The 20,921-nt window shown below is 71.8% G+C and carries 18 protein-coding genes and 5 tRNA genes; 9 read left to right on the top strand and 14 right to left on the bottom strand.

The features are described from left to right. Positions 1–148 precede the first annotated feature (148 nt). Positions 149–922: a 2-phospho-L-lactate guanylyltransferase gene (gene cofC / locus CFP65_RS25795; protein WP_104818433.1), complete on the top strand. Its 774-nt coding sequence runs from the start codon at positions 149–151 to the stop codon at positions 920–922. 130 nt (positions 923–1,052) lie between these two features. Continuing rightward, positions 1,053–1,274, top strand: a complete 222-nt coding sequence (locus CFP65_RS25790) for a hypothetical protein (RefSeq protein WP_104818432.1) — start codon at positions 1,053–1,055, stop codon at positions 1,272–1,274. A 39-nt stretch (positions 1,275–1,313) separates the two neighbouring features. On the opposite strand, the gene CFP65_RS25785 is transcribed toward CFP65_RS25790, so the two are convergent. Together CFP65_RS25785 and CFP65_RS41855 are read right to left on the bottom strand one after the other, a co-directional pair. Continuing rightward, entirely contained in the window at positions 1,314–1,586 is a 273-nt protein-coding gene (locus tag CFP65_RS25785) for a hypothetical protein (RefSeq protein WP_104818431.1), read from the bottom strand. Further along, entirely contained in the window at positions 1,583–1,711 is a 129-nt protein-coding gene (locus tag CFP65_RS41855; protein ID WP_256387281.1) for a hypothetical protein, read from the bottom strand. The genes CFP65_RS25785 and CFP65_RS41855 overlap by 4 nt, the downstream gene beginning before the upstream one ends. A 263-nt stretch (positions 1,712–1,974) precedes the next feature. On the opposite strand from CFP65_RS41855, the gene CFP65_RS25775 reads away from it, so the two are divergent. Continuing rightward, the gene (locus CFP65_RS25775; protein ID WP_104818429.1) at positions 1,975–2,712 is read left to right on the top strand and encodes a GntR family transcriptional regulator; all 738 of its coding nucleotides are present in this window, start codon (positions 1,975–1,977) and stop codon (positions 2,710–2,712) included. 119 nt (positions 2,713–2,831) lie between these two features. Here the strand turns inward: CFP65_RS25775 and CFP65_RS25770 are convergent, their stop codons facing one another. The 4 genes from CFP65_RS25770 to leuC form a co-directional block, all read right to left on the bottom strand. Continuing rightward, entirely contained in the window at positions 2,832–3,521 is a 690-nt protein-coding gene (locus CFP65_RS25770; protein ID WP_104818428.1) for an HU family DNA-binding protein, read from the bottom strand. Between the two features lie 133 nt (positions 3,522–3,654). Next, complete coding sequence (locus tag CFP65_RS42580) at positions 3,655–4,002, bottom strand: hypothetical protein (RefSeq protein ID WP_371682462.1); 348 nt, start codon at positions 4,000–4,002, stop codon at positions 3,655–3,657. A gap of 195 nt (positions 4,003–4,197) precedes the next feature. Beyond that, entirely contained in the window at positions 4,198–4,794 is a 597-nt protein-coding gene (leuD, locus tag CFP65_RS25760; protein WP_104818427.1) for a 3-isopropylmalate dehydratase small subunit, read from the bottom strand. 6 nt (positions 4,795–4,800) lie between these two features. After that, positions 4,801–6,222: a 3-isopropylmalate dehydratase large subunit gene (gene leuC, locus CFP65_RS25755; protein ID WP_104818426.1), complete on the bottom strand. Its 1,422-nt coding sequence runs from the start codon at positions 6,220–6,222 to the stop codon at positions 4,801–4,803. Between the two features lie 231 nt (positions 6,223–6,453). Here leuC and ndgR point away from each other — a divergent pair, with 231 nt between their 5' ends. Beyond that, complete coding sequence (gene ndgR / locus CFP65_RS25750; protein ID WP_104818425.1) at positions 6,454–7,167, top strand: IclR family transcriptional regulator NdgR; 714 nt, start codon at positions 6,454–6,456, stop codon at positions 7,165–7,167. 119 nt (positions 7,168–7,286) lie between these two features. On the opposite strand, the gene CFP65_RS25745 is transcribed toward ndgR, so the two are convergent. The 8 genes from CFP65_RS25745 to CFP65_RS25710 form a co-directional block, all read right to left on the bottom strand. Further along, a tRNA-Gln gene (locus tag CFP65_RS25745) sits at positions 7,287–7,361 on the bottom strand. A 47-nt stretch (positions 7,362–7,408) separates the two neighbouring features. Next, a tRNA-Glu gene (locus CFP65_RS25740) sits at positions 7,409–7,484 on the bottom strand. Positions 7,485–7,556: 72 nt separating this feature from the next. Beyond that, positions 7,557–7,632 (bottom strand) — tRNA-Glu (locus CFP65_RS25735). Between the two features lie 36 nt (positions 7,633–7,668). Beyond that, positions 7,669–7,741 (bottom strand) — tRNA-Glu (locus CFP65_RS25730). Between the two features lie 30 nt (positions 7,742–7,771). Continuing rightward, positions 7,772–7,843, bottom strand: a tRNA-Gln gene (locus tag CFP65_RS25725). A gap of 199 nt (positions 7,844–8,042) precedes the next feature. Then, a complete protein-coding gene (gene gltX / locus CFP65_RS25720) occupies positions 8,043–9,554 on the bottom strand; it encodes a glutamate--tRNA ligase (RefSeq protein WP_174805572.1) in 1,512 nt (503 codons plus the stop codon). Further along, complete coding sequence (locus CFP65_RS25715) at positions 9,547–10,347, bottom strand: fumarylacetoacetate hydrolase family protein (RefSeq protein WP_104818424.1); 801 nt, start codon at positions 10,345–10,347, stop codon at positions 9,547–9,549. The genes gltX and CFP65_RS25715 overlap by 8 nt, the downstream gene beginning before the upstream one ends. Positions 10,348–10,467: 120 nt before the next feature. Beyond that, positions 10,468–10,689 carry a hypothetical protein gene (locus CFP65_RS25710; RefSeq protein ID WP_104818423.1) on the bottom strand — a complete coding sequence of 74 codons (222 nt, stop codon included), beginning with the start codon at positions 10,687–10,689 and terminating at the stop codon, positions 10,468–10,470. Positions 10,690–11,260: 571 nt separating this feature from the next. Between CFP65_RS25710 and CFP65_RS25705 the strand changes: the two genes are divergently transcribed. The 5 genes from CFP65_RS25705 (at position 11,261) to CFP65_RS25685 (ending at position 20,915) form a co-directional block, all read left to right on the top strand. Then, on the top strand, positions 11,261–15,607 hold the full coding sequence (locus CFP65_RS25705) for a nitrate- and nitrite sensing domain-containing protein (RefSeq protein WP_254552564.1): 4,347 nt from the start codon (positions 11,261–11,263) through the stop codon (positions 15,605–15,607). A gap of 10 nt (positions 15,608–15,617) precedes the next feature. Beyond that, positions 15,618–16,031, top strand: coding sequence for a roadblock/LC7 domain-containing protein (locus tag CFP65_RS25700; protein WP_101382322.1), 414 nt, complete (start codon positions 15,618–15,620; stop codon positions 16,029–16,031). 155 nt (positions 16,032–16,186) lie between these two features. Then, a complete protein-coding gene (locus tag CFP65_RS25695; protein WP_104818422.1) occupies positions 16,187–16,636 on the top strand; it encodes a DUF742 domain-containing protein in 450 nt (149 codons plus the stop codon). Next, positions 16,617–17,201 (top strand): ATP/GTP-binding protein, encoded by a 585-nt coding sequence (locus tag CFP65_RS25690; protein ID WP_104818419.1) that lies wholly within the window; start codon positions 16,617–16,619, stop codon positions 17,199–17,201. Before CFP65_RS25695 ends, CFP65_RS25690 begins: the two co-directional genes overlap by 20 nt. Positions 17,202–17,543: 342 nt before the next feature. Further along, positions 17,544–20,915, top strand: a complete 3,372-nt coding sequence (locus CFP65_RS25685; RefSeq protein ID WP_254552563.1) for a nitrate- and nitrite sensing domain-containing protein — start codon at positions 17,544–17,546, stop codon at positions 20,913–20,915. Positions 20,916–20,921 lie beyond the last annotated feature (6 nt).

The following is a 20,921-nucleotide window of genomic DNA, read 5'->3' as shown; positions in this document are numbered from 1 at the left end:
GCCGCAGGTCGTCAGTCTCGCGCCTGCCCGCGCCGACTGTCGAGCAACGGTACCGGCGGCCCGCCGCACAGTGATGCACCACACGTCGGAGCCGGCCCGGCCCGGTGTCCTGGCGGGGGCTCGGGCCACGGCACCACAATGGGCGCCGATGACCGAACACACCGTACGCCCCAGCCCCGCCGAGCCGCCCGCCGCACCTGCCGCACGCGCCGGGTCCGCCGCAGCTTCCCCGCGCGCCGCACTCGCTCAGCCCGCCGGGTCCGGCAGGCTCGCCGGGTCTGCGGCGTCTGCCGACGAGCGTGGCTGGTCGCTGGTGCTGCCGCTGAAGCCGCTCAGCGCGGCCAAGAGCCGGCTCGCCCCGCATGCCGGGCCCCGGCGGCCCGAGTTCGCGCTCGCCTTCGCCCTGGACACCGTCGCGGCGGCGCTGGCCTGCCCGTTGGTCGAGCGGGTGCTGGTGGTCACGGTCGATCCGGTGGCGGGCGCCCGGCTGGCCGCCCTCGGAGCGGCCGTGCTCGCCGACGAACCGGCCGGCGGGCTCAACGCGGCGCTGGCGCACGGCGCGGAGCGCGCCGCCCGGCTCGCGCCGGGTGGCCGGGTGGCCGTGCTCTCCGCCGACCTGCCGGCCCTGCGGCCGGCAGAGCTCGGCCAGGTGCTCACCGCCGCCGCGGCCGAGGGCGGCCGCTGCTTCCTCGCCGACACCCCGGGCTCCGGCACCACCCTGCTGGCCACCCCGCCGGGCCACTCCCTCTCCCCCGCCTTCGGCCCCGGCTCCCGCGCCCGCCACGCCGCCTCCGGAGCCCGCGAACTCACCCTCCCCGCACCGACCGTCCGCCGCGACGTCGACACCCACGCCGACCTCACCGAGGCCCACTCCCTCGGCCTCGGCCCCCACACCTCGGCCCTGACCACCGCCCTGGTCTGACCCCGGGCCCGGCCGGGTCCCACCACCCGGCCGGGCCCGCCCACCGCCGACCCGGGTGCTGGGTGCCCTGGTCTGACGGGGTCTCGCCGAGCGCCCCGGCCGCGCCGGGCCCGCTCGCTATGCTGGCGCCATGCAGGCCACCGCGTTCACCTTCGACCCCGCCACCCGCGCCGGGTCCGTGCTCCTCGACGACGGCACGCCCGTCCCGTTCGACGCCGAAGCCTTCGACGCGGGGGGCCTGCGCCTGCTCCGCCCGGGCCAGCGCGTCCGCATCCGCACCGAGGGCAGCGGCGAGGCCCGCCGCGTCGTCTTCGTCACCCTCCAGACCTTCCCCGACCCCGCCGAGGCCTGAGCGCCGGCCGAGCGGCCCAGGGCCCAGCCGGTCCACCGCTCACTGCATGAGCAGCACCGCGTGCGTCCGCCCCGCCATGGCGAAGGTCAGCACGAGCTGGTCGTCGCGTTCCAGGAAGGCCTCGACCCGCTCGACCCCGTCCGGCCCGAGGAAGTACCGGTACGCCTCGGCCTGGGTCCACCCCAGCGGGAGGGCGCGGAGCGCCTCCCAGAGTGCGGCCAGGGCATCCGCGAGGTTCGCGAAGGTGGCCGGGGCGGTGATGTCCTCGATCTCGACGGTGTAGGGGCCACCGCCGCTCGCGCGTCTGGTCAACTCGGGCTCTCCTGCTCCTGGTCGAACTCGGCCCAGACCCACTGGGCCGTCGGCGTGTAGTGGTGTCCGTACCGGTCCGCCTCCTGGAGCACCTCGAGGACGGCCAACTGGGCCTCGCCACTCATCTCCTGAGCCAGCGCCACCTTCACCCGGTAGCCGCCGCCAGGGCGGATACTGATGCGTGCGCGCTCCCCCGCGGCCATGGCAAGGCGGTTCGCGACGTCAAAGGCCCTGGTGGTTCGCACGCAACGACTCTCCCCGCGAGCGGTCGGTCACAGAACGTAAAGCTAAGTCATTAGATTCCACCTGATGCATTAGATTGTCAATGCCGAATCGCCCGCCTGGCCCAGGTGGGCAGAGAACGCAACCTGCCGCCGGGGAGGACCAGATGCGCACCAACGACCCGCCCTACCTGCGGATCGCCGACCAGCTGCGCCAGCGCGTGACCGACGGGGAGTGGGAGGTCGGCGAGCGGCTGCCCTCCCGGGCCACGCTCGGCAAGGAGCTGGGCGTCGGCCCCAACGTGGTGCAGCGCGCCATGGAGCTGCTGATCAGCGAGGGGCTGCTCCACGGCGTCGCGGGATCGGGCACCTTCGTGAAGGCCCGCTCACCGCGCCACCGGATGCTCCGCTCGCACCACACCCCGCCGCTCTACACCGACCTGCGCAGCGTGCCGCCCGGCACACCCACCGTGGACAGCACCTCGGACGTGAAGGCCTCGGAGGAGATCGCCGCCCGACTGGGCATCGACCCGGGCGACCTGATCACCCGTACGTCCTACGACTACCTGATCGACGGCAAGACGATGCAGGTGATCACGAGTTGGGAGCCGCAGTACCTCACCAGAGGCACCCCGATCGCCTTCCCGACCCTCGGCCCGCTGCGCCACAAGAGCGTGGTGGAGCGGATGGCCGCGATCGGCATCACGGTGGAGCGCGCCGTCGAGCGGCCGCGCCCGGCCCTGGCCGGCCGGGAGTACTCCGTACGGCTCGGCACCTCGGCGAGCGAGCCGGTCACGCTGATCGAGCGGACGTACTACGACGTCGAAGGCCGCGCGGTGGAGACCGCCGACTTCGTCGTGCCGGACTCCCGCTGGGAGATCTACTACGAACTGCCCGTCGGCTGAACTCCCCGTCAGCCGAGAACGGAAAAGCCGTGACGGCTCGTACCCGGAGACTGGGACAGTCCCGAGGTGCGAGCCGTCACGGCTCTCGCGGCGAACGCCGGGGTGGGGGCTGGGAGCCCTTACTTGGCGGCCGACTTGCGCGCGGTGGTCTTGCGCGTGGCGGTCTTCTTGGCCGGGGCGGTCTTCTTGACCGCGGTGGCCTTCTTCGCGGGGGCGGCCTTCTTGGCGGCCGGGGCGGCGGCAGTGGTCTTCTTGACCGCAGCCGTCTTCTTGACCGCCGGGGTCGACTTCTTCGCGGCGGCGGTGGTGGTCTTCTTGACCGCGGTGGCCTTCTTCGCCGTGGTCGCCTTCTTGGTGGCGGTGGCGGTGGCCTTCTTCGCGACCGTCTTCTTCGCGGCGGCCGGCGTGGCGGCAGCAGCGGAGGCAGCGCGCTTGGTGGCGGCGCGCTTGACGGCGGCGGTGGTGCCGCTCTTGCCCGGGGTGAGCGAGCCCTTGGGGGCCTTCTTCACCGAGGGGCCGTCCTTCGGCAGCTTCTTGCTGCCGGAGACCAGGTCCTTGAAGCCCTGGCCGGGACGGAAGCGAGGCACCGAGGTCTTCTTGACCTTGACCTTCTCGCCGGTCTGCGGGTTGCGGGCGAAGCGCGCGGAGCGCTCCACCTTCTCGAAGGTGCCGAAACCGGTGACCGACACGCGGTCACCCGCCACAACGGCACGCACCATGGTGTCGAGCACTGCGTCGACGGCCTCTGCGGCAGCCTTGCGACCGCCCAGCTGCTCGGCCACCGCTTCGACAAGCTGAGCCTTGTTCACGTCTTCCCCTTCGGAAACGGGCGCCGGATGATTCCATCCGTTCAATTCGCACGTTAGGTATGTATCTGCGGACTTTCAATTACCAAACGCGCGAATCACCCTAGTGTCGCAATGGATTTGCGCGTCCGGTGCCTCACTCGGCGGGCGGGCGCCCCTCGTCGAGGTCTCGTACAAAGCGACTCAACCGCCGCGCCGCCTCCGGGAGATCACGCTTGGCGGTCTCCGTGACGATCAGCAGTTGACGGGTGAGAGCGGTCTTTGCCTCTGCTGACACGTTCAGCGCAGATACGCGAGCGTGGGCCTGCTTCAACCGCTCTGCCACAGCGGCGTAACGCGCTGCGACTTCCGACTCGTCCGGCTCCTCAACTCGTGAGGTGTCGTCGTCCGGCCGATCGTCAATTCGACTCTCGGTACAGCCGGCCGTCCCCTCCGACGACGCGGGTTCGCCGCCCACGTACGGAGGTTCAAGGTGCCGGTGCATGCAACGATTGTGCCATCTGTACGGAGTTGCCCTGCGCACGCCCCGGCGTTGTGCAAATCGAGGGCGGCTATCCGGGGCGAACTCCGGGCCGAACTCCCGTTGATCTCAAGCCCGGCCGGGCCCCCGGAACGGGCGGATGGCCCGCCCCCCCGAAGGGAGACGGGCCATCCGGCGGCCAGTCAGAAAACGCGCAGCTCAGGCGATGGGCAGCGTCCGGGGCTTGAAGCTCGGGCGGGTGGCCTCGAAGGCCGCGATCTCGTCCTCGTTGCCCAGCGTGATGCCGATGTCGTCCAGGCCGTTGAGCAGCCGCCAACGCACGTTGTCGTCCAGCTCGAAGGGGGCGGTCACGCCCTCGGCCCGCACCTCGCGCGCCTCCAGATCAACGGTGATCTCTGCCGTCGGGTCGGCCTCGACGAGCGCCCAGAGCCGCTCGACCGTCTCCTGCGGCAGCACGACCGTCAGCAGGCCGTTCTTGAGCGAGTTGCCGCGGAAGATGTCGGCGAAGCGCGAGGAGATGACGGCCTGGAAGCCGTAGTTCTGCAGCGCCCAGACGGCGTGCTCGCGGGAGGAGCCGGTGCCGAACTCCGGGCCGGTCACCAGCACGGTGGCGCCCTTGTGCTCGGGGCGGTTGAGGACGAATTCCTCGTCCTTGCGCCAGGCCTCGAACAGGCCATCCTCGAAGCCGGACCGGGTGACCTTCTTCAGCCAGTGGGCCGGGATGATCTGGTCGGTGTCCACATTGCTGCGGCGCAGCGGGACGGCCGTGCCGGTGTGGGTGGTGAACTTCTCCATGGCTGCTCAGACCTCCACGGCGACGGGGGCGGACAGGTCGGACGGGGCGGCGAGCCGGCCCAGCACGGCGGTGGCGGCGGCCACCTGGGGCGAGACCAGGTGGGTGCGGCCGCCCTTGCCCTGCCGGCCCTCGAAGTTGCGGTTCGAGGTGGAGGCGCAGCGCTCGCCCGGGGCCAGCTGGTCCGGGTTCATGCCCAGGCACATCGAGCAGCCCGCGTGGCGCCACTCGGCGCCGGCGGCGGTGAAGACCTTGTCCAGGCCCTCCTCGATCGCCTGCAGGGCGACCCGCACCGAGCCGGGCACGACCAGCATCCGCACGCCCTCGGCCACCTTGCGGCCCTCCAGCACGGCGGCGGCGTTGCGCAGGTCCTCGATCCGGCCGTTGGTGCAGGAGCCGACGAAGACGGCGTCCACAGCGACCTCGCGCAGCGGCGTACCGGCCTCCAGGCCCATGTACTTGAGCGCGTTCTCGGCGGCGGTGCGCTCCTGCGGGTCGGCGAAGTCCTCCGGGTGCGGCACCGAGGCGCCGAGCGGGGCGCCCTGGCCCGGGTTGGTGCCCCAGGTGACGAACGGGGTCAGCTCGGCCGCGTCGATGAAGACCTCGTGGTCGAAGACCGCGTCCTCGTCCGTGACCAGGGTCTCCCAGTACGCCACCGCGGCGTCCCAGTCGGCGCCCTGCGGGGCGTGCGGGCGGCCCTCGAGGTAGTCGAAGGTGACACGGTCGGGGGCGATCATGCCGGCCCGGGCGCCTGCCTCGATGGACATGTTGCAGATGGTCATCCGGGCCTCCATGGAGAGCCCGCGGATCGCCGAACCCCGGTACTCCAGGACATAGCCCTGGCCCCCGCCGGTGCCGATCTTGGTGATCACGGCCAGGATCAGGTCCTTGGCGGTGACGCCCTCGGGCAGCTCGCCCTCGACCGTGATCGCCATGGTCTTGAACGGGGCCAGCGGCAGCGTCTGGGTGGCCAGCACGTGCTCGACCTGGCTGGTGCCGATGCCGAAGGCCAGCGCGCCGAAGGCGCCGTGGGTGGAGGTGTGAGAGTCGCCACAGACCACCGTGGTGCCCGGCTGGGTCAGGCCCAGCTGCGGGCCGACCACGTGCACGACGCCCTGCTCGACGTCGCCGAGCGAGTGGATGCGGACGCCGAACTCGGCCGCGTTGCGCCGCAGGGTCTCCAGCTGGGTGCGCGAGACGGGGTCGGCGATCGGCTTGTCGATGTCGAGGGTGGGGGTGTTGTGGTCCTCGGTCGCGATCGTGAGATCGGTCCGGCGGACCTTCCGCCCGGCCAGCCGGAGGCCGTCGAACGCCTGCGGGCTGGTCACCTCGTGCAGCAGGTGCAGGTCGATGTAGAGCAGGTCGGGCTCGCCCTCGGCGCGCCGGACGACGTGGTCGTCCCAGACCTTCTCCGCCAGTGTCCGTCCCATCACTATCCCTCCAGCCGGCCGCTCTGCCGGCCTTCTCGTCTGGTCGAGGCTTCACCGCGGCCGGGGTTCGGAAAGCCGCATCGGGGGAGCCCGCACGCCGGATCGTGTCCATAATGTGGACACCGGTGGGTATCCACATCCTGGGTGTCTCCCGGGCTGCTGGATCCAGAGTGGCGCTTTTCTCGGAAGATTGAACTTGCGTCTCGCCGATTGAGATTGCAGTATCAGCGCATGGACAACTCTAGCGGCGTCGGCGTTCTCGACAAGGCCGCTCTGGTGCTCAGCGCACTGGAGTCGGGCCCCGCCACGTTGGCGGGGCTGGTCGCCGCCACCGGTCTGGCGCGGCCCACGGCCCACCGACTCGCCGTCGCACTCGAACACCACCGCCTGGTCACCAGGGACATGCAGGGCCGGTTCATCCTCGGCCCCCGACTCTCCGAGCTCTCCGCCGCGGCGGGCGAGGACCGGCTGCTCGCCACCGCGGGCCCGGTCCTGACCCACCTGCGCGACGTCACCGGCGAGAGCGCACAGCTCTACCGCCGGCAGGGCGAGATGCGCATCTGCGTCGCCGCCGCCGAGCGCCTCTCCGGCCTGCGGGACACCGTCCCGGTCGGCTCCACGCTGCCGATGAAGGCCGGCTCCGCCGCCCAGGTCCTGCTGGCCTGGGAGGAGCCCGAGCGCCTCCACCGGGGCCTCCAGGGCGCCCGCTTCACCGCCACCGCCCTGAGCGGCGTGCGGCGCCGCGGCTGGGCCCAGTCGATCGGCGAGCGGGAGCCGGGCGTCGCGTCCGTCTCCGCGCCCGTCCGCGGCCCCTCCAACCGCGTGGTGGCCGCCGTCTCCGTCTCCGGCCCGATCGAGCGCCTGACCCGCCACCCGGGCCGGATGCACGCCCAGGCCATCATCGAGGCCGCCAACCGCCTCACCGAGGCCCTCCGCCGGGGCTGATCGGATTCTCCGGCCCGGGGCACGTGAATTCGCGCCCCGGGCCTCAAGCGTTCGCCGGCGGAATTCTCCCCGGAAAAACAAAAAAGCCCCGGTGACCGGGGCTTTCCTCTTCTTGCTACTGGCTGGGGTACCAGGACTCGAACCTAGACTAAATGAACCAGAATCACTCGTGCTGCCAATTACACCATACCCCAACAAAGCACTGGGCCAGTGAGCTGTGAAGCCCACCGGCCTTCCTGCTTGGTACCCCCGACCGGATTCGAACCGGCGCTACTGCCGTGAGAGGGCAGCGTGCTAGGCCGCTACACAACGGGGGCAAACTTGGTGATCCTGAGCTTCGTCGCCTCCGGGATTTACAATGCTTCCGGATGGTGACAGTGGAAAGGATCTGGTACCCCCGACCGGATTCGAACCGGCGCTACTGCCGTGAGAGGGCAGCGTGCTAGGCCGCTACACAACGGGGGCATGATCAGTTTCACGTGATCGTATTCAGTTGTTGCGTACCCCCGACCGGATTCGAACCGGCGCTACTGCCGTGAGAGGGCAGCGTGCTAGGCCGCTACACAACGGGGGCTTGGTACTGCTGGATCCTACAGGTACTGCGCTGGGGTACCAGGACTCGAACCTAGACTAAATGAACCAGAATCACTCGTGCTGCCAATTACACCATACCCCACCAGAGTTGGACCCTCGCGGATCTCTCTCGGTGCTGCTCCGCCCTTCGTAGGTCTTGGTCGGTCTGACGAGGTTTCTGGTCCCTCGCCGTTCCCTCCCGGGCGGCGCAGAAAGAACATTACCCGACGTGGGGCCTGGCTCCAAAATCGATAACCCAGGCCAGGCCCCGGACGGCCGCACGGGCCGTCCGGGGCGGGGGCTCAGGAGGCCGGGACGAGCTCCAGGGCGGCCGTCAGACGGCGCAGCGTCTCCTCGCGGCCGAGCAGCTCCATCGACTCGAACAGCGGCGGGGAGACCCGGCGGCCGGTCACGGCCACCCGCAGCGGGGTGAAGGCGAACTTGGGCTTGATGCCCAGGCCGTCCACCAGGGCCTCGCGCAGCGCGGCCTGGATCGGCTCGGGGGTGAAGTCCGCGAGCTCGGTCAGCGCCTTGACGCTGGCCTCCAGGACGGCGCGGGAGTCGGCGTTCAGCACCTTGGCCGCGTCGTCCGGGTCGACCGCGAAGTCCTCGGGGGCGACGAAGAGGAAGCCGGCCATCTGGACGATCTCGCCCAGCACGACCATCCGCTCCTGGGTGAGCGGGGCCACGGCGGCCAGCAGCTCCAGCTGCGCGGCACTCGGCTCGGCCGGCAGCAGGCCGGCGGCCTGGAGGTACGGCACCAGGCGGGCGCAGAAGTCCTCGGGGGCCAGCGCGCGCAGGTGCTCGGCGTTGATGGCCTCGCACTTCTTCAGGTCGAAGCGGGCCGGGTTGGCGTTGACCTTCGAGATGTCGAAGGCCGCGACGAGCTCCGCCATCGAGAACCGGTCCTGGTCCTCGGAGAGCGACCAGCCGAGCAGGGCCAGGTAGTTGAGCAGGCCCTCGGGGATGAAGCCGCGCTCGCGGTAGAGGTTGAGCGAGGCCTGCGGGTCGCGCTTGGAGAGCTTCTTGTTGCCCTCCCCCATCACGTACGGCAGGTGGCCGAAGCGCGGGGTGGAGCCGTTGCCGACGCCGATCTGCGCGAGCGCCCGGTACAGCGCGATCTGACGCGGGGTGGAGGAGAGCAGGTCCTCGCCGCGCAGCACGTGGGTGATGCCCATCAGGGCGTCGTCCACCGGGTTGACCAGGGTGTAGAGCGGGGCGCCGTTGGCCCGGACGATGCCGTAGTCCGGCACGTCCTTGGGGTCGAAGCTGAGGGTGCCGCGGACCAGGTCGTCGAAGACCAGGGTCTCCTCGGGCATCCGGAAGCGCAGGATGGGCTTGCGGCCCTCCTGCACGTACAGCTCGACCTGCTCGGCCGTCAGCTCGCGGCAGTGGCCGTCGTAGCCGCTCGGCCTGCCGGCCGCGCGGGCCGCCTCGCGGCGGGCGTCGAGCTCCTCGGTGGAGCAGTAGCAGTGGTACGCGTGCCCGGCCTCGTGCAGCTTGGCCGCGACGTCGGCGTAGATGTCCATCCGCTGCGACTGCCGGTACGGCTCGTGCGGGCCGCCGACCTCGGGGCCCTCGTCCCAGTCGAAGCCGAGCCAGCGCATGGCGTCGAGCAGCTGGTTGTACGAGTCCTCGGAGTCGCGCGCGGCGTCGGTGTCCTCGATCCGGAAGACCAGCGTGCCGCCGTGGTGGCGGGCGAAGGCCCAGTTGAAGAGGGCGGTGCGGACGAGACCGACGTGCGGGTTGCCGGTGGGGGAGGGACAGAACCGGACGCGGACGGTCGGGTCCAGGTCCGTGGGGGTGTTAGCCACGCTTGATGACCTTATTGGTGAGTGTGCCGATGCCTTCGATGGAGACGGCGACCTCGTCGCCGACGTTCATGGGGCCGACCCCCGCGGGGGTGCCCGTGAGGATGACGTCGCCCGGGAGCAGCGTCATGGCCTCGGAGATGTGCACGATCAGTTCGGCGATCGAGCGGACCATCAGCGAGGTGCGGCCGGTCTGCTTGAGTTCGCCGTTGAGCGTGGTGGTGATGGCCAGGTCGGCCGGGTCGAGTTCGGTCTCGATCCACGGGCCGAGCGGGCAGGAGGTGTCGAAGCCCTTGGCGCGGGCCCACTGGCCCTCGCGCTGCTGGACGTCGCGGGCCGTCACGTCGTTGGCGCAGGTGTAGCCGAAGACGATCTCCGGCACCCGCTCCAGCGGGACCTCGCGGCCCATCCGGCCGATCACCACGGCCAGCTCGCCCTCGAACTGCACGTCGGAGGAGAACGGCGGGTAGGCGATGGCCTCGGTGGGGCCGATCACGGCCGTGGAGGGCTTGAAGAAGGTCAGCGGGACGTCCGGGACCTCGTGGCCCAGCTCGGCGGCGTGGGCGGCGTAGTTGCGGCCGACGGCGACGATCTTGTTGGGCAGGATCGGGGAGAGCAGGCGGACGTCCTGCATCCGGTAGCTCTCGCCGCTGAGCTGCATGGAGACGATCGGGTGGCCCGCGAGCGCGTGGACCACCAGGGATTCGGGCTGGGAGGGATCACCCTCGACCACGCCGAAGGAGACGCTGCCTGCGGCAGGGCTCCCCTCTTTGACGGAGAACCTGGCAATGCGCACGGTGAGGAGCCTCTCGGTCAGTACGGGGCTCCGGCCTCGCCGGGCCCTGCTCGAACGCCACCCAGGCTATCGCGTGGGCCGCTTCGGGCCGGGCCCGGAGAGGAGTGTCAGAGACGGAGCTCAGACCAGCGGGGTGCGGGGGGCCGGGGCCACCATGAGGATGGTGCGGCGCGGGTTGGCGGTGCTGGTGGGGAGCTTGACGGCGTACTCGAGACGGCCGTCGACGGTGCGGGCACCGGGGAGCTGGCTGAAGTCCTCGATCGAGGCCAGGGTCGTGCGCCGCGGGTTCGCCGTGGCGGCGGGGGCGGGCGTGGTCGCGGTGGCCTGAGCCGACTGGGACATGGGGTGTCACACCTTGGGGGTCGGTGCCGATTCGGTCGAATCGGCGGGAGTGCCGGGGGATGAATGCGGGCAGACAGAGAAGGGCTGAGCCCGTGCCTGGCACCGACCCTGCCAGGTTAGGGATCTCTTTCCACAGCTGCCGTGACCAAGGCTATACATTCCGCTGTGACTTTGCTCACAAAATGGCCGGGAATTCGGCCATGTCGGGACATTTCACGGCGTCAGAAAATCCTCGCAATCGACGCTTTTCCGGACATTCCGGAGCGTCTGCGGCACTCCTGACTCCGGGCCTCACTTGGCATGTATCGGGCGAGTGTCCGAAAAGCGCCGTATTTCTGCGGGGCTACCGCACAGTCCGTAAGGTCGTGTACTCGCTCGGTAGCCCAGGGCACAGCGGGGTAACGCCCCTTGTTGGACTTCTCCCGCTGTGCTGGAATGCCACGGAAAAACTCGACACCGTCCCATCCGCTTCGCGCGGGTAGGGGCGCCCGGTCCAGAGGTTGCGACGCCAGTGCAGGGACGTTTCAAGAGGGGCAGCGGCGCCGCGGGTGACCCGGAGTCGCGAGAGCCCGTGGCAGGCCCTCACCAGGCGGCGCCGATCACCGGCCCCGGTGAGCCGGCCGCCCGACAGGACAACGCGGAGAACACCGCCCAGGACACGGCCGAACAGGCCGAGAAACCACGCGGCCGAGCCCGCCTGCGCGGCACGCTGAACCGCCGCCGGGCCACCGGTCTGAGCCGGTTCGCCATGCGTAACTGGCGAATCCGTACCCGCCTGATCGCGCTGCTGCTGCTCCCCGTGGTGGTGGCCCTGGTGCTCGGTGGGCTCCGTGTCGAGGCCTCGCTGCAGAACTCCAAGCAGCTCTCCCAGATGACCGGCCTGGCCGACCTCGCCAAGAAGGCGACCGACCTGGCCGACGCCCTGCAGAACGAGCGCGACGTCAGCGCCGGCCCGCTGACCCAGAAGAGCGCCCAGCTGGACGACGTCACCACCGCCCAGAAGCGGACCGACACGCTCAGCAAGGCCTTCACGGCCAGCGCCGACAACTTCGACGACCTCGACCTCGCCGGTGGCAAGGCCCTGCTGCTCCAGGTCCGCAAGGACCTCAACCAGCTGCCCTCGGCCCGCAACACCGCGTACCAGGCGCACGACAACATCCAGGCCACGGTCACGAACTACGACGTGATCATCAAGGACCTGCTGGGCATCACCCAGGACATCGCGATCGCCTCGAACAGCACCGAGCTGGTCAAGGTCACCCGCGCCCTCCAGCAGTTCTCGCTGGCCAAGGAGAACGCCTCCATGCAGCGCGCGCTGATCGCCGCCGCGCTGGCCCGCACCCCCGCCGACATGACCGACTCGGACGTCACCTTCGGCCTCCGGCTCGGCGTCGCCGAGGACAACGCGCTCATCAACTTCACCGCGATCTACGGTGACGCCGAGGCCAAGGCGCTGCGCTCCAAGCTCAGCTACAACCAGGTCATCGCCGACACCGACCGGTACACCACCTTCGTCCTCGACTCCAACGGCATCAAGCAGGCCCAGACCCGCAGCTACAAGGACTGGTACGACGCCGCCACCGTCAAGATCAACGCCGAGCGCTCGATCGAGCAGAGCCTCCTGGAGACCCTCGACGGCAAGGCCGGTCAGCTCCAGTCGGACGCCGACACCGAGGCCATCGTCAACGGTGCGCTGATCGCCCTCGTCCTCGTCGTCGCCGTCGCCGGCGCCGCGCTCGTCGCCCGCGGCATGGTGCGCTCGCTGACCCGGCTGCAGACCGCGGCCGAGGACGTCGCCGAGCGCCGCCTGCCCGAGCTGGTCAAGACGCTCTCCGAGAGCGACCCGCACGACGTCGACGTCACCGTCGCGCCCGTCGGTGTCGACTCGGCCGACGAGATCGGCCACGTGGCGCACGCCTTCGACATGGTGCACAGCGAGGCCGTCCGCCTCGCCGCCGAGCAGGCGCTGCTCCGAGGCAACATCAACGCGATGTTCACCAACCTCTCGCGCCGCAGCCAGGGCCTCATCCAGCGCCAGCTGTCGCTGATCTCCGAGCTGGAGAGCCGCGAGGCGGACCCGGACCAGCTGGCCAACCTCTTCAAGCTCGACCACCTCGCGACCCGCATGCGCCGCAACGGCGAAAACCTCCTCGTCCTCGCGGGCGAGGACCCGGGCCGCCGTTGGACCCGCCCCGTCCCGCTGGTCGACGTGCTCCGCGCCGCCGCCTCCGAGGTGGAGCAGTACGAGCGCATCGAACTGGCCGCCGTGCCCTCGGCCGAGGTCGCGGGCCGCGTCGTCAACGACCTCGTCCACCTGCTCGCCGAGCTGCTGGAGAACGCCACCTCGTTCTCCAGCCCGCAGACCCGCGTCCGGGTCACCGGCCACGCGCTGCCCGACGGCCGCGTGCTGGTCGAGATCCACGACACCGGCATCGGCCTCAGCCCGGACGACCTGGCCGAGATCAACGAGCGTCTGGCCAGCCCGCCCACCGTGGACGTCTCCGTCTCCCGCCGCATGGGCCTCTTCGTGGTCGGCCGCCTGTCCCTGCGACACGGCATCCGCATCCAGCTGCGCCCCAGCGACTCCGGTGGCACCACCGCGCTCGTCATGCTCCCGCTGGACGTCACCAACGCCGCCGGCGAGCGCCGCGGCGGACCGGGCCGTCCCGGCTCGGCGCAGGCCAAGCAGCAGCGCGGCACCGGCCCGACCCCGCGCCAGCAGGTGCGCGCCGGTCTCGGCGAGCAGGCGCTGCCGGGCCGCGGGCCCGCCGCCGCCGGTGCGCTGGGCTCCGGCCCGGCCACGCCGGGCGCCCGCCCGCAGCTCGGCCAGGGGCCCCAGGCTCCGCAGGGTCCGCAGGGCGGCCGTGGCCCGGGTCTGCCGACCCGTGAGGTCGGGCAGTCGCTGCGCGAGGGCGCTCCGCAGGCCGGCGGGCTCTTCGGTGGCCCGGCGGCCGGTGCCGCCGGCGGCGCCGGTGCGGCCGCGGCCGGTCAGCGCGGGCCGGCCGCTCCGGGTCAGCCCGGCGGTCCGGCCGGCGGTCAGCAGGGCGGCGTGCCGCGTCGGGTCCCCGGTGCCTCCGGTGCCCCGGCCGGCCCCGGTGGCGGTCTGCCGCGCCGCGGCGGCCGTCCGCAGCAGGGCCCGGGCCAGCCCGGTGCCCAGCCGCAGGGCCCCGGCCAGGGGCTGCCGCAGCGGCCCGGGCAGGCCCAGCGCCGTCCCGAGCAGCAGCAGCCGCAGCAGCACGGTTGGGCCGAGCAGCCCGGTGGGCGTCCCGCGCCCGGCCAGGCGCCCGGCCAGGGCATGGGCCCGGCCGGCGCCGCGCCGCAGGGCCCGACCGGCCACCCCCAGGACACCCCCGCGCAGGGCCTCCCCCAGGCCCAGCAGACCGCTCCGGGTCTGCCGCAGGCTCAGCCGGCCACCCCGGTGGAGAGCACCCAGCCCTTCGCCCGCCCCCGGTTCGAGGCCACCGACATCGACCCGCGCGACCCGCTGGGCCTCGGCCTGGTGGAGCCGGTCCTGCCGACCATGCCCAACCCGCAGCAGGCCCCGCAGCAGCAGGCCCCCCAGGCCCAGCAGCCGCAGGCCCCCGCTCGGGAGCTTCCGCAGCAGGCGCCGATGGCCCTGCCGACCGGCCCCGGCGACCAGTCCGCCTGGACCCAGGACGCCGGCGGCGAGCGGTCGAACCGCCGCCCGTACCAGCCCCAGCGCCCGGGCACCACGGCCCCCGGCTTCGCCGACCCGGCCGCAGCCCAGGCCGCTCAGGCGGCCGACCAGCTGGGTCTCCCCCAGCAGCCGGCCGGGGCCGGCCAGGCTCCGCAGGACCTCGACGAGCTCGGTCTGCCGAAGCAGGGCCTCCCCCAGCGTCCGGGCCGTGGCGAGCAGTCGCCGCGTCCCGCCGCCGGTGAGCAGGGCCGTCCGCGTCCGGCCGAGGGCTTCGACCGGCAGCAGGGCCAGCAGCAGGGTCAGCCACAGAACCAGCAGCCGGGCCTCCCGCCGCAGGGTCAGCCGCAGCGTCCGGCCGGTGGCGAGCAGGGTCTCCCGCAGCGCCCCGCCCGTGGTGAGCAGGGCCGTCCGCGTCCGGCCGACGGCTTCGCCGGTCAGGCCCCGCAGGGTGGCGGCCTCGGTGACCAGGGCCGCCCGCAGGGCATGCCGCAGCGTCCGGGCCGCACCGCTCCGCAGGGCGGCGGTGACCTCGGCCGTCCGCGCCAGGCCCCGCAGGGCGGCGGCTTCGCCGACCAGCAGGGTCGCCCGCAGCGGCCCGCCGGTGGCCCCGGCCAGCAGCGCCCGGCCGAGGGCTTCGCCGGTCAGGGTCAGCCTCGGGACGGCTTCGCCGGCCAGGGCCGGGCGCCGCAGGGTGCTCCCCAGGGCCGGGCCCCGCAGGCCGGTGCCGAGGGCTTCGCCCAGCCGCACCAGCAGCAGGGCCGGCCGGCTCCGCAGCAGGCCGGTGGCTACCAGGGCCAGCCGGCTCCGGGGGCGGCCGGGTTCGGCGGGCAGCCGTACCAGCAGCAGCAGGAGCAGGCCCGTCAGCGGCCGGAGGCCGGGGAGGCGCCGTGGCGGCCCTCGGCCAACGACGAGCGGTGGCGGCGGGCCGAGCAGGTGCGGGAGCCGTCGACCAGCGGGCTGACCATGTCGGGCCTGCCGCGACGGACCCCGCAGGCCAACCTGGTCTCCGGCACCGCCGAGGCGGCGCCGCTGACCGGGCCCCAGGTCTCGCGTGCTCCCGAGGAGGTCCGCGGCCGGTTGACCAACCTGCGCCGGGGTATCCAGCAGGGACGCCAGGCGGGGGCGGCCACCGGCACCGGTGGCGACCCGACCCAGCAGGCTGCCAGGGCCGACCAGCAGGGTCGGCCGCAGCAGCGCTTCGACGGCTTCGGCGAGCCGCGCACCAGCGGCGAGTTCGGCCCAGATCACCAGGAGCGTTGAGTTGAGTCAGATGAGCCAGGCCGCACAGAACCTGAACTGGCTGATCACCAATTTCGTGGACAACACCCCCGGGGTGTCGCACACGGTGGTGGTCTCCGCCGACGGGCTCCTGCTCGCCATGTCCGAGGGCTTCCCGCGTGACCGCGCCGACCAGCTCGCCGCCGTCGCCTCCGGCCTCACCTCCCTCACCTCCGGCGCCAGCCGGATCTTCGAGGGCGGCGAGGTCAACCAGACCGTCGTCGAGATGGAGCGCGGCTTCCTCTTCCTGATGGCCGTCAGCGACGGCTCCTCCCTCGCCGTCCTGGCCGCCCCGGATTCCGACATCGGCCTGGTCGGATACGAGATGGCCCTGCTCGTCGACCGCGCCGGAGCCGTCCTCACCCCGGCCCTGCGCGCGGAACTCCAGGGCAGCCTGCTGCACTGATCCCCCACGGTCGGCCCTGGCCGACCTCGATGCGCCGGACCGATCCGACCGGTCCGGCGCCCCGTCACCAGCCACCCCCGGGCGGCTGACCCAGCCTCAGCTGGCACACCCCCAGCTGGAACCTGCCGTGAACGGCTGCGGCAATTGGAGGAGCAATGACCCCGCCCCCGACACCCGGTGGCTACGGCAACGGGTACGGCAGTGGCTACGGCGGCCAGCAGGCCGGCAACGGCTACGGCGGCCAGCAGTCGGAGAGCTACGAGCAGCAGCCGCTGGTCCGCCCGTACGCGATGACCGGTGGCCGTACCCGGCCGCGCTACCAGCTGGCCATCGAGGCGCTGATCTCCACCACCGGGGCGGCGGACCGCTCCGGGGGCCTGCTCCCCGAGCACCAGCGGATCGTCTCGCTCTGCCGCGAGGTGAAGTCGGTCGCCGAGATCTCGGCGCTGGCCGGGGTGCCGCTCGGGGTCGCCCGCATTCTCGTCGCCGACCTCGCGGAGGCCGGTCTCGTCGCCATCCACCAGCCCGCCGCCGCGGGCGAGTCGGGCGGAACGCCTGACGTGACGCTGCTCGAAAGGGTCCTCAGTGGACTTCGCAAGCTCTAACGCGGCCGCCCCCAGCCGCGCCACCACCTCCGCGAAGATCGTCGTCGCAGGCGGATTCGGCGTCGGCAAAACCACCCTCGTCGGCGCCGTCTCCGAGATCAACCCCCTGCGCACCGAAGCCGTCATGACCAGCGCCAGCGCCGGCATCGACGACCTCACCCACACCGCAGGCAAGACGACCACCACCGTCGCCATGGACTTCGGCCGCATCACCCTCGACGAAGACCTCATCCTCTACCTCTTCGGCACCCCCGGACAGGACCGCTTCTGGTTCATGTGGGACGACCTCGTCCGCGGCGCCATCGGCGCCGTCGTCCTCGTCGACACCCGCCGCCTCGCCGACTGCTTCCCCGCCCTCGACTACTTCGAGAACTCGGGACTCCCCTTCGTCGTCGCCCTCAACGGCTTCGACGGACACCAGCCCCACACCCCCGACGAAGTCCGCGAAGCACTCCAACTCGGCACCGACACCCCCGTCATCACCCTCGACGCCCGCCGACGCGACAGCGCCAAAAGCGCACTCATCACCCTCGTCGAACACGCACTCCTCGCCCGACTGCGCTGAGACGAACTCTCAGGGGCGTGCGACCGACGGTCGCACGCCCCTGGTGTGAGAAGCCGATAACAGTTCGGTAGGCATTTAAAGATCGAAACTAACGCAGCGTGACCAAGGCTCACCACTCCGCACGGAGTGGCCCGAATTTTGCCGGGCCTGCACCCAAATGTCCGTTCTGCGCCGGTCGATTCGGCCGCAAGGCGGCTGTTTGTCCCCCATCCGCACACGTGTTGAAATTCCAGCTACCCCGTCGTCTTCGTAGGCAGTTCCACCCAGCAGCGGGCTGCGGCAAGCGGGGGACAGCCGCTGGATTGATCCATGGCCGCCCTGCGGCCGAGAGGTTGTTGTCGAGTGAGGCGTAAGCAGCCAGCCACCCCGCAGCGGCGCCCAGAGCCCCGCCAGGAGCCGGGCGGCCCCGGTCAGAACCCTGAAGGCTTCTCCGCGTTCAGCCCGGTCGAGGACCGGACTGCCGTCGGAGCCGGACCGCAGGCGCCCACCGCGCCGCCGGCCGGTGCGGCCAAGCGCCCCGAGAACAGTGGAACGGCCACCAGCCGCTACGAGTTCCTGGCGCCCCGCAACTGGCGCGTGCCGACCCGCCTCGTCGCGATCCTGCTGATCCCGGTCGTCATCGGCCTGGTCTTCGGCGGTCTGCGCGTCAACTCGTCCTTCGACGAGTACACCACCGCCGACCACGCCGAGAAGACCGCCCGCCTCGCCCGCGCCGCGACCCAGCTCGCCGACGCGCTGGAGAGCGAGCGCGACCTCTCCGCGATACCCCTGATGTACGGCAAGGACGACCAGGGCATCGTGCCCAAGCTCCGGGCCAAGACCGACGAGGCGCTCAACGGCTACAAGGACGCCTTCACCAAGGTCTCCGACGACCCGATGCTCCAGCGCCGCAACGAGGCCTTCCAGCAGATGGTCGTCTCGCTCCCCCACCTGCGCGCCAACGCGTACAACCCGGAGCTGTTCGCCACCGCCACCCAGGCCGCGTACTCCGACCTGATGGCACCGCTGATGGCCTTCGACAACTCGGTCGGCTTCGGTTCCACCTCGGTCACCAGCCGCGGCCGCGCGATCTACGCGATGTCGCTCGCCAAGGCCTCCGCCTCCTCCCAGCGCTCGCTGATGCTGAGCCTGCTGGTCGGCATCGACCGCCAGGCCACCACCCGGCACGAGAACGTCGACCTCATCCAGTCGCTGCTGGTCTCCGCCAAGCTGGAGCAGGTCTCGCTCAACGAGTTCAACACCGGCTCGACCCCCGAGGACATCGGGGTCTACGCCAACTCCCTGGTCACCGAGGCCCAGTCCGACGCCCGCGCCCCGCTGCGGATGCCCGACGGCCACACCGTGCCCACCATGACCGGTCTGATGAACATCGGCCTCGCCTACCAGCAGGCCGCCGCCATGGGCATGCAGAACGGCGCGGAGGTCGCCAAGGCGGCCGCAGCGGACGCCTACCAGGCCGGTCTGCGCCCCGAGAACTGGCTGCAGGCCACCGCGAGCCACATCAACGCGCTGCGCACCACCGAGGCGACCCTGCTCGACCAGGTCGTCGCCGACGCCGCCGACATCAAGGACAGCGCCCAGACCGACGCCATCCTCAACTCGGCGATCGTGATCGCCGCGCTGGCCCTGGCCGGTCTGCTCACCGGCTTCATCGCCCGCTCGATGATCCTCGGCATGCGCGTGCTCAACACCGCCGCGCTGGAGATCGCCAACCACCGTCTGCCCGACCTGGTCGACAAGCTCTCCAAGACCGACCCGGAGCGGGTGGACACCAAGGTCGAGCAGATCCCGCTCTGGGGCAAGGACGAGATCGGCGAGGTCGCCCGAGCCTTCGACCAGGTCCACCAGCAGGCGGTCTCGCTGGCCGCCGAGCAGGCGCTGCTCCGAGGCAACGTCAACGCGATCTTCACCAACCTCTCCCGCCGCAGCCAGGGCCTCATCCAGCGCCAGCTGGCCCTGATCACCGAGCTGGAGAACAACGAGGCCGACCCGGACCAGCTGGAGAACCTCTTCAAGCTGGACCACCTCGCGACCCGTATGCGCCGCAACGGTGAGAACCTGCTCGTCCTCGCGGGCGAGGAGGCCGGCCGCCGCTGGAACACCCCGGTGCCGCTGGTCGACGTGCTCCGCGCCGCCGCCTCCGAGGTGGAGCAGTACGAGCGCGTCGAGCTGGCCGGCATCCCCGAGGCCGAGGTCATCGGCGCCGCCGTGACCGACCTCGTCCACCTGCTCGCCGAGCTGCTGGAGAACGCCACCACCTTCTCCAGCCCGCAGACCCGGGTGCTGGTCAACGCCACCCGCCTGCCGGACGGCCGCGTGCTGGTCGAGATCCACGACAAGGGCATCGGCCTCACCGCCGAGGACTTCGCCGAGATCAACGAGAAGCTGGCCGAGCCGCCGACGGTGGACGTCACCGTCTCCCGCCGCATGGGCCTCTTCGTGGTCGGCCGCCTCTCCCAGCGGCACGACATCCGCGTCCAGCTCCGCCCCTCGGGCGAGTCGGCCGGCACCACCTCGCTGGTCATGCTCCCGCAGCCCCTCACCCAGCTCCGGGCGATGCCCGAGCCGGAGGAGGAGTTCACGGTCTCCCGGATCTTCGAGCAGGAGCCGCAGCAGCAGGACGGCTGGGGCCAGGTACCCAGCCGCAGCGCGGCCGAGCTCGGCTTCGACGACCACCTGACCGGCACCACCGGCAGCAGCGGCTTCAGCCCCGCGCTGGAGGCCATGCAGCGCTCGCAGCGCCTCGACGAGCGCCGCCGGGCGGCACTGGAGGCCGGCCCGAGCGCCAAGGACGAGTACGCCGCCGAGGGCTACGAGACCGACGTGTTCCAGGCCGAACTGGTCGAGGAGCCCGAGCAGCAGCAGTACGCCGACGACCAGTACGGCTACCAGGGCGGCCAGCCCTACGGCCAGGAGGCCCAGCAGGGCTACCAGCAGGACGCCTGGAACGCCCAGCAGGGCTTCGAGTACCAGCAGTACCAGGAGTACCAGCAGGAGCCCTACCAGGACCCGTACGGGCAGCCCCAGCAGGGCGAGTATGGCTACCAGGACGCCGGGTACGGCCGGCAGGGCCAGTACGACTACCAGGACTACGCCCAGGAGCCGTACGGCGCCCCCGCCGAGGAGCCCGCCGGCCACCCGTACCCGCCGGAGCTGCCGGCCGGTTCGGGCCTCGGCTCGGGCCTGCCGCAGCGGCGCCCCGGCCAGCAGCTGGCCGGCGGCCAGCCGGCCTTCGGCGACCAGGGCGGCGAGACGCCGAACTGGTTCACCGGGGCCAAGGACACCTCCGGCGGCTCGGCCGAGCCGCAGAGCCACGAGGTGTCGGCGCTGGGCGGCTACGGCCCGACCGGCCCCTCCACCTCGCGGGAGTGGCAGTCGGCCAACGACGGTGACTGGCAGCGCGCGGAAGCGCTGCGCGAGCCGTCCTCGGGCGGCACCACCCCCTCCGGGCTGCCCCGCCGGGTGCCCAAGCAGAACCTCGTCGCGGGCAACGCGAAGCCCACTCCGCAGGACGGGCCGCAGGTCTCCCGCAGCCCCGAGGAGGTGCGCGGCCGGCTGACCAACCTGCGCCGCGGCGTCGAGCAGGGCCGCAACGCGAGCGGCGATTCCGGCAACACCGGAAGCTTCCGGATCGACCCCGACCAGGGGCCCTCCGGCAACGGACAGCAGAACCGCACCGATCTCTTCGGCGGCTCGAACCACCAGGAGCGTTGAGTTGAG

The organism is Kitasatospora sp. MMS16-BH015 (assembly GCF_002943525.1).
Classification (GTDB): Bacteria; Actinomycetota; Actinomycetes; order Streptomycetales; family Streptomycetaceae; genus Kitasatospora.
Note: the sequence above shows the minus strand (reverse complement) of the source record. Positions and strands in the feature narration are given on the sequence as shown.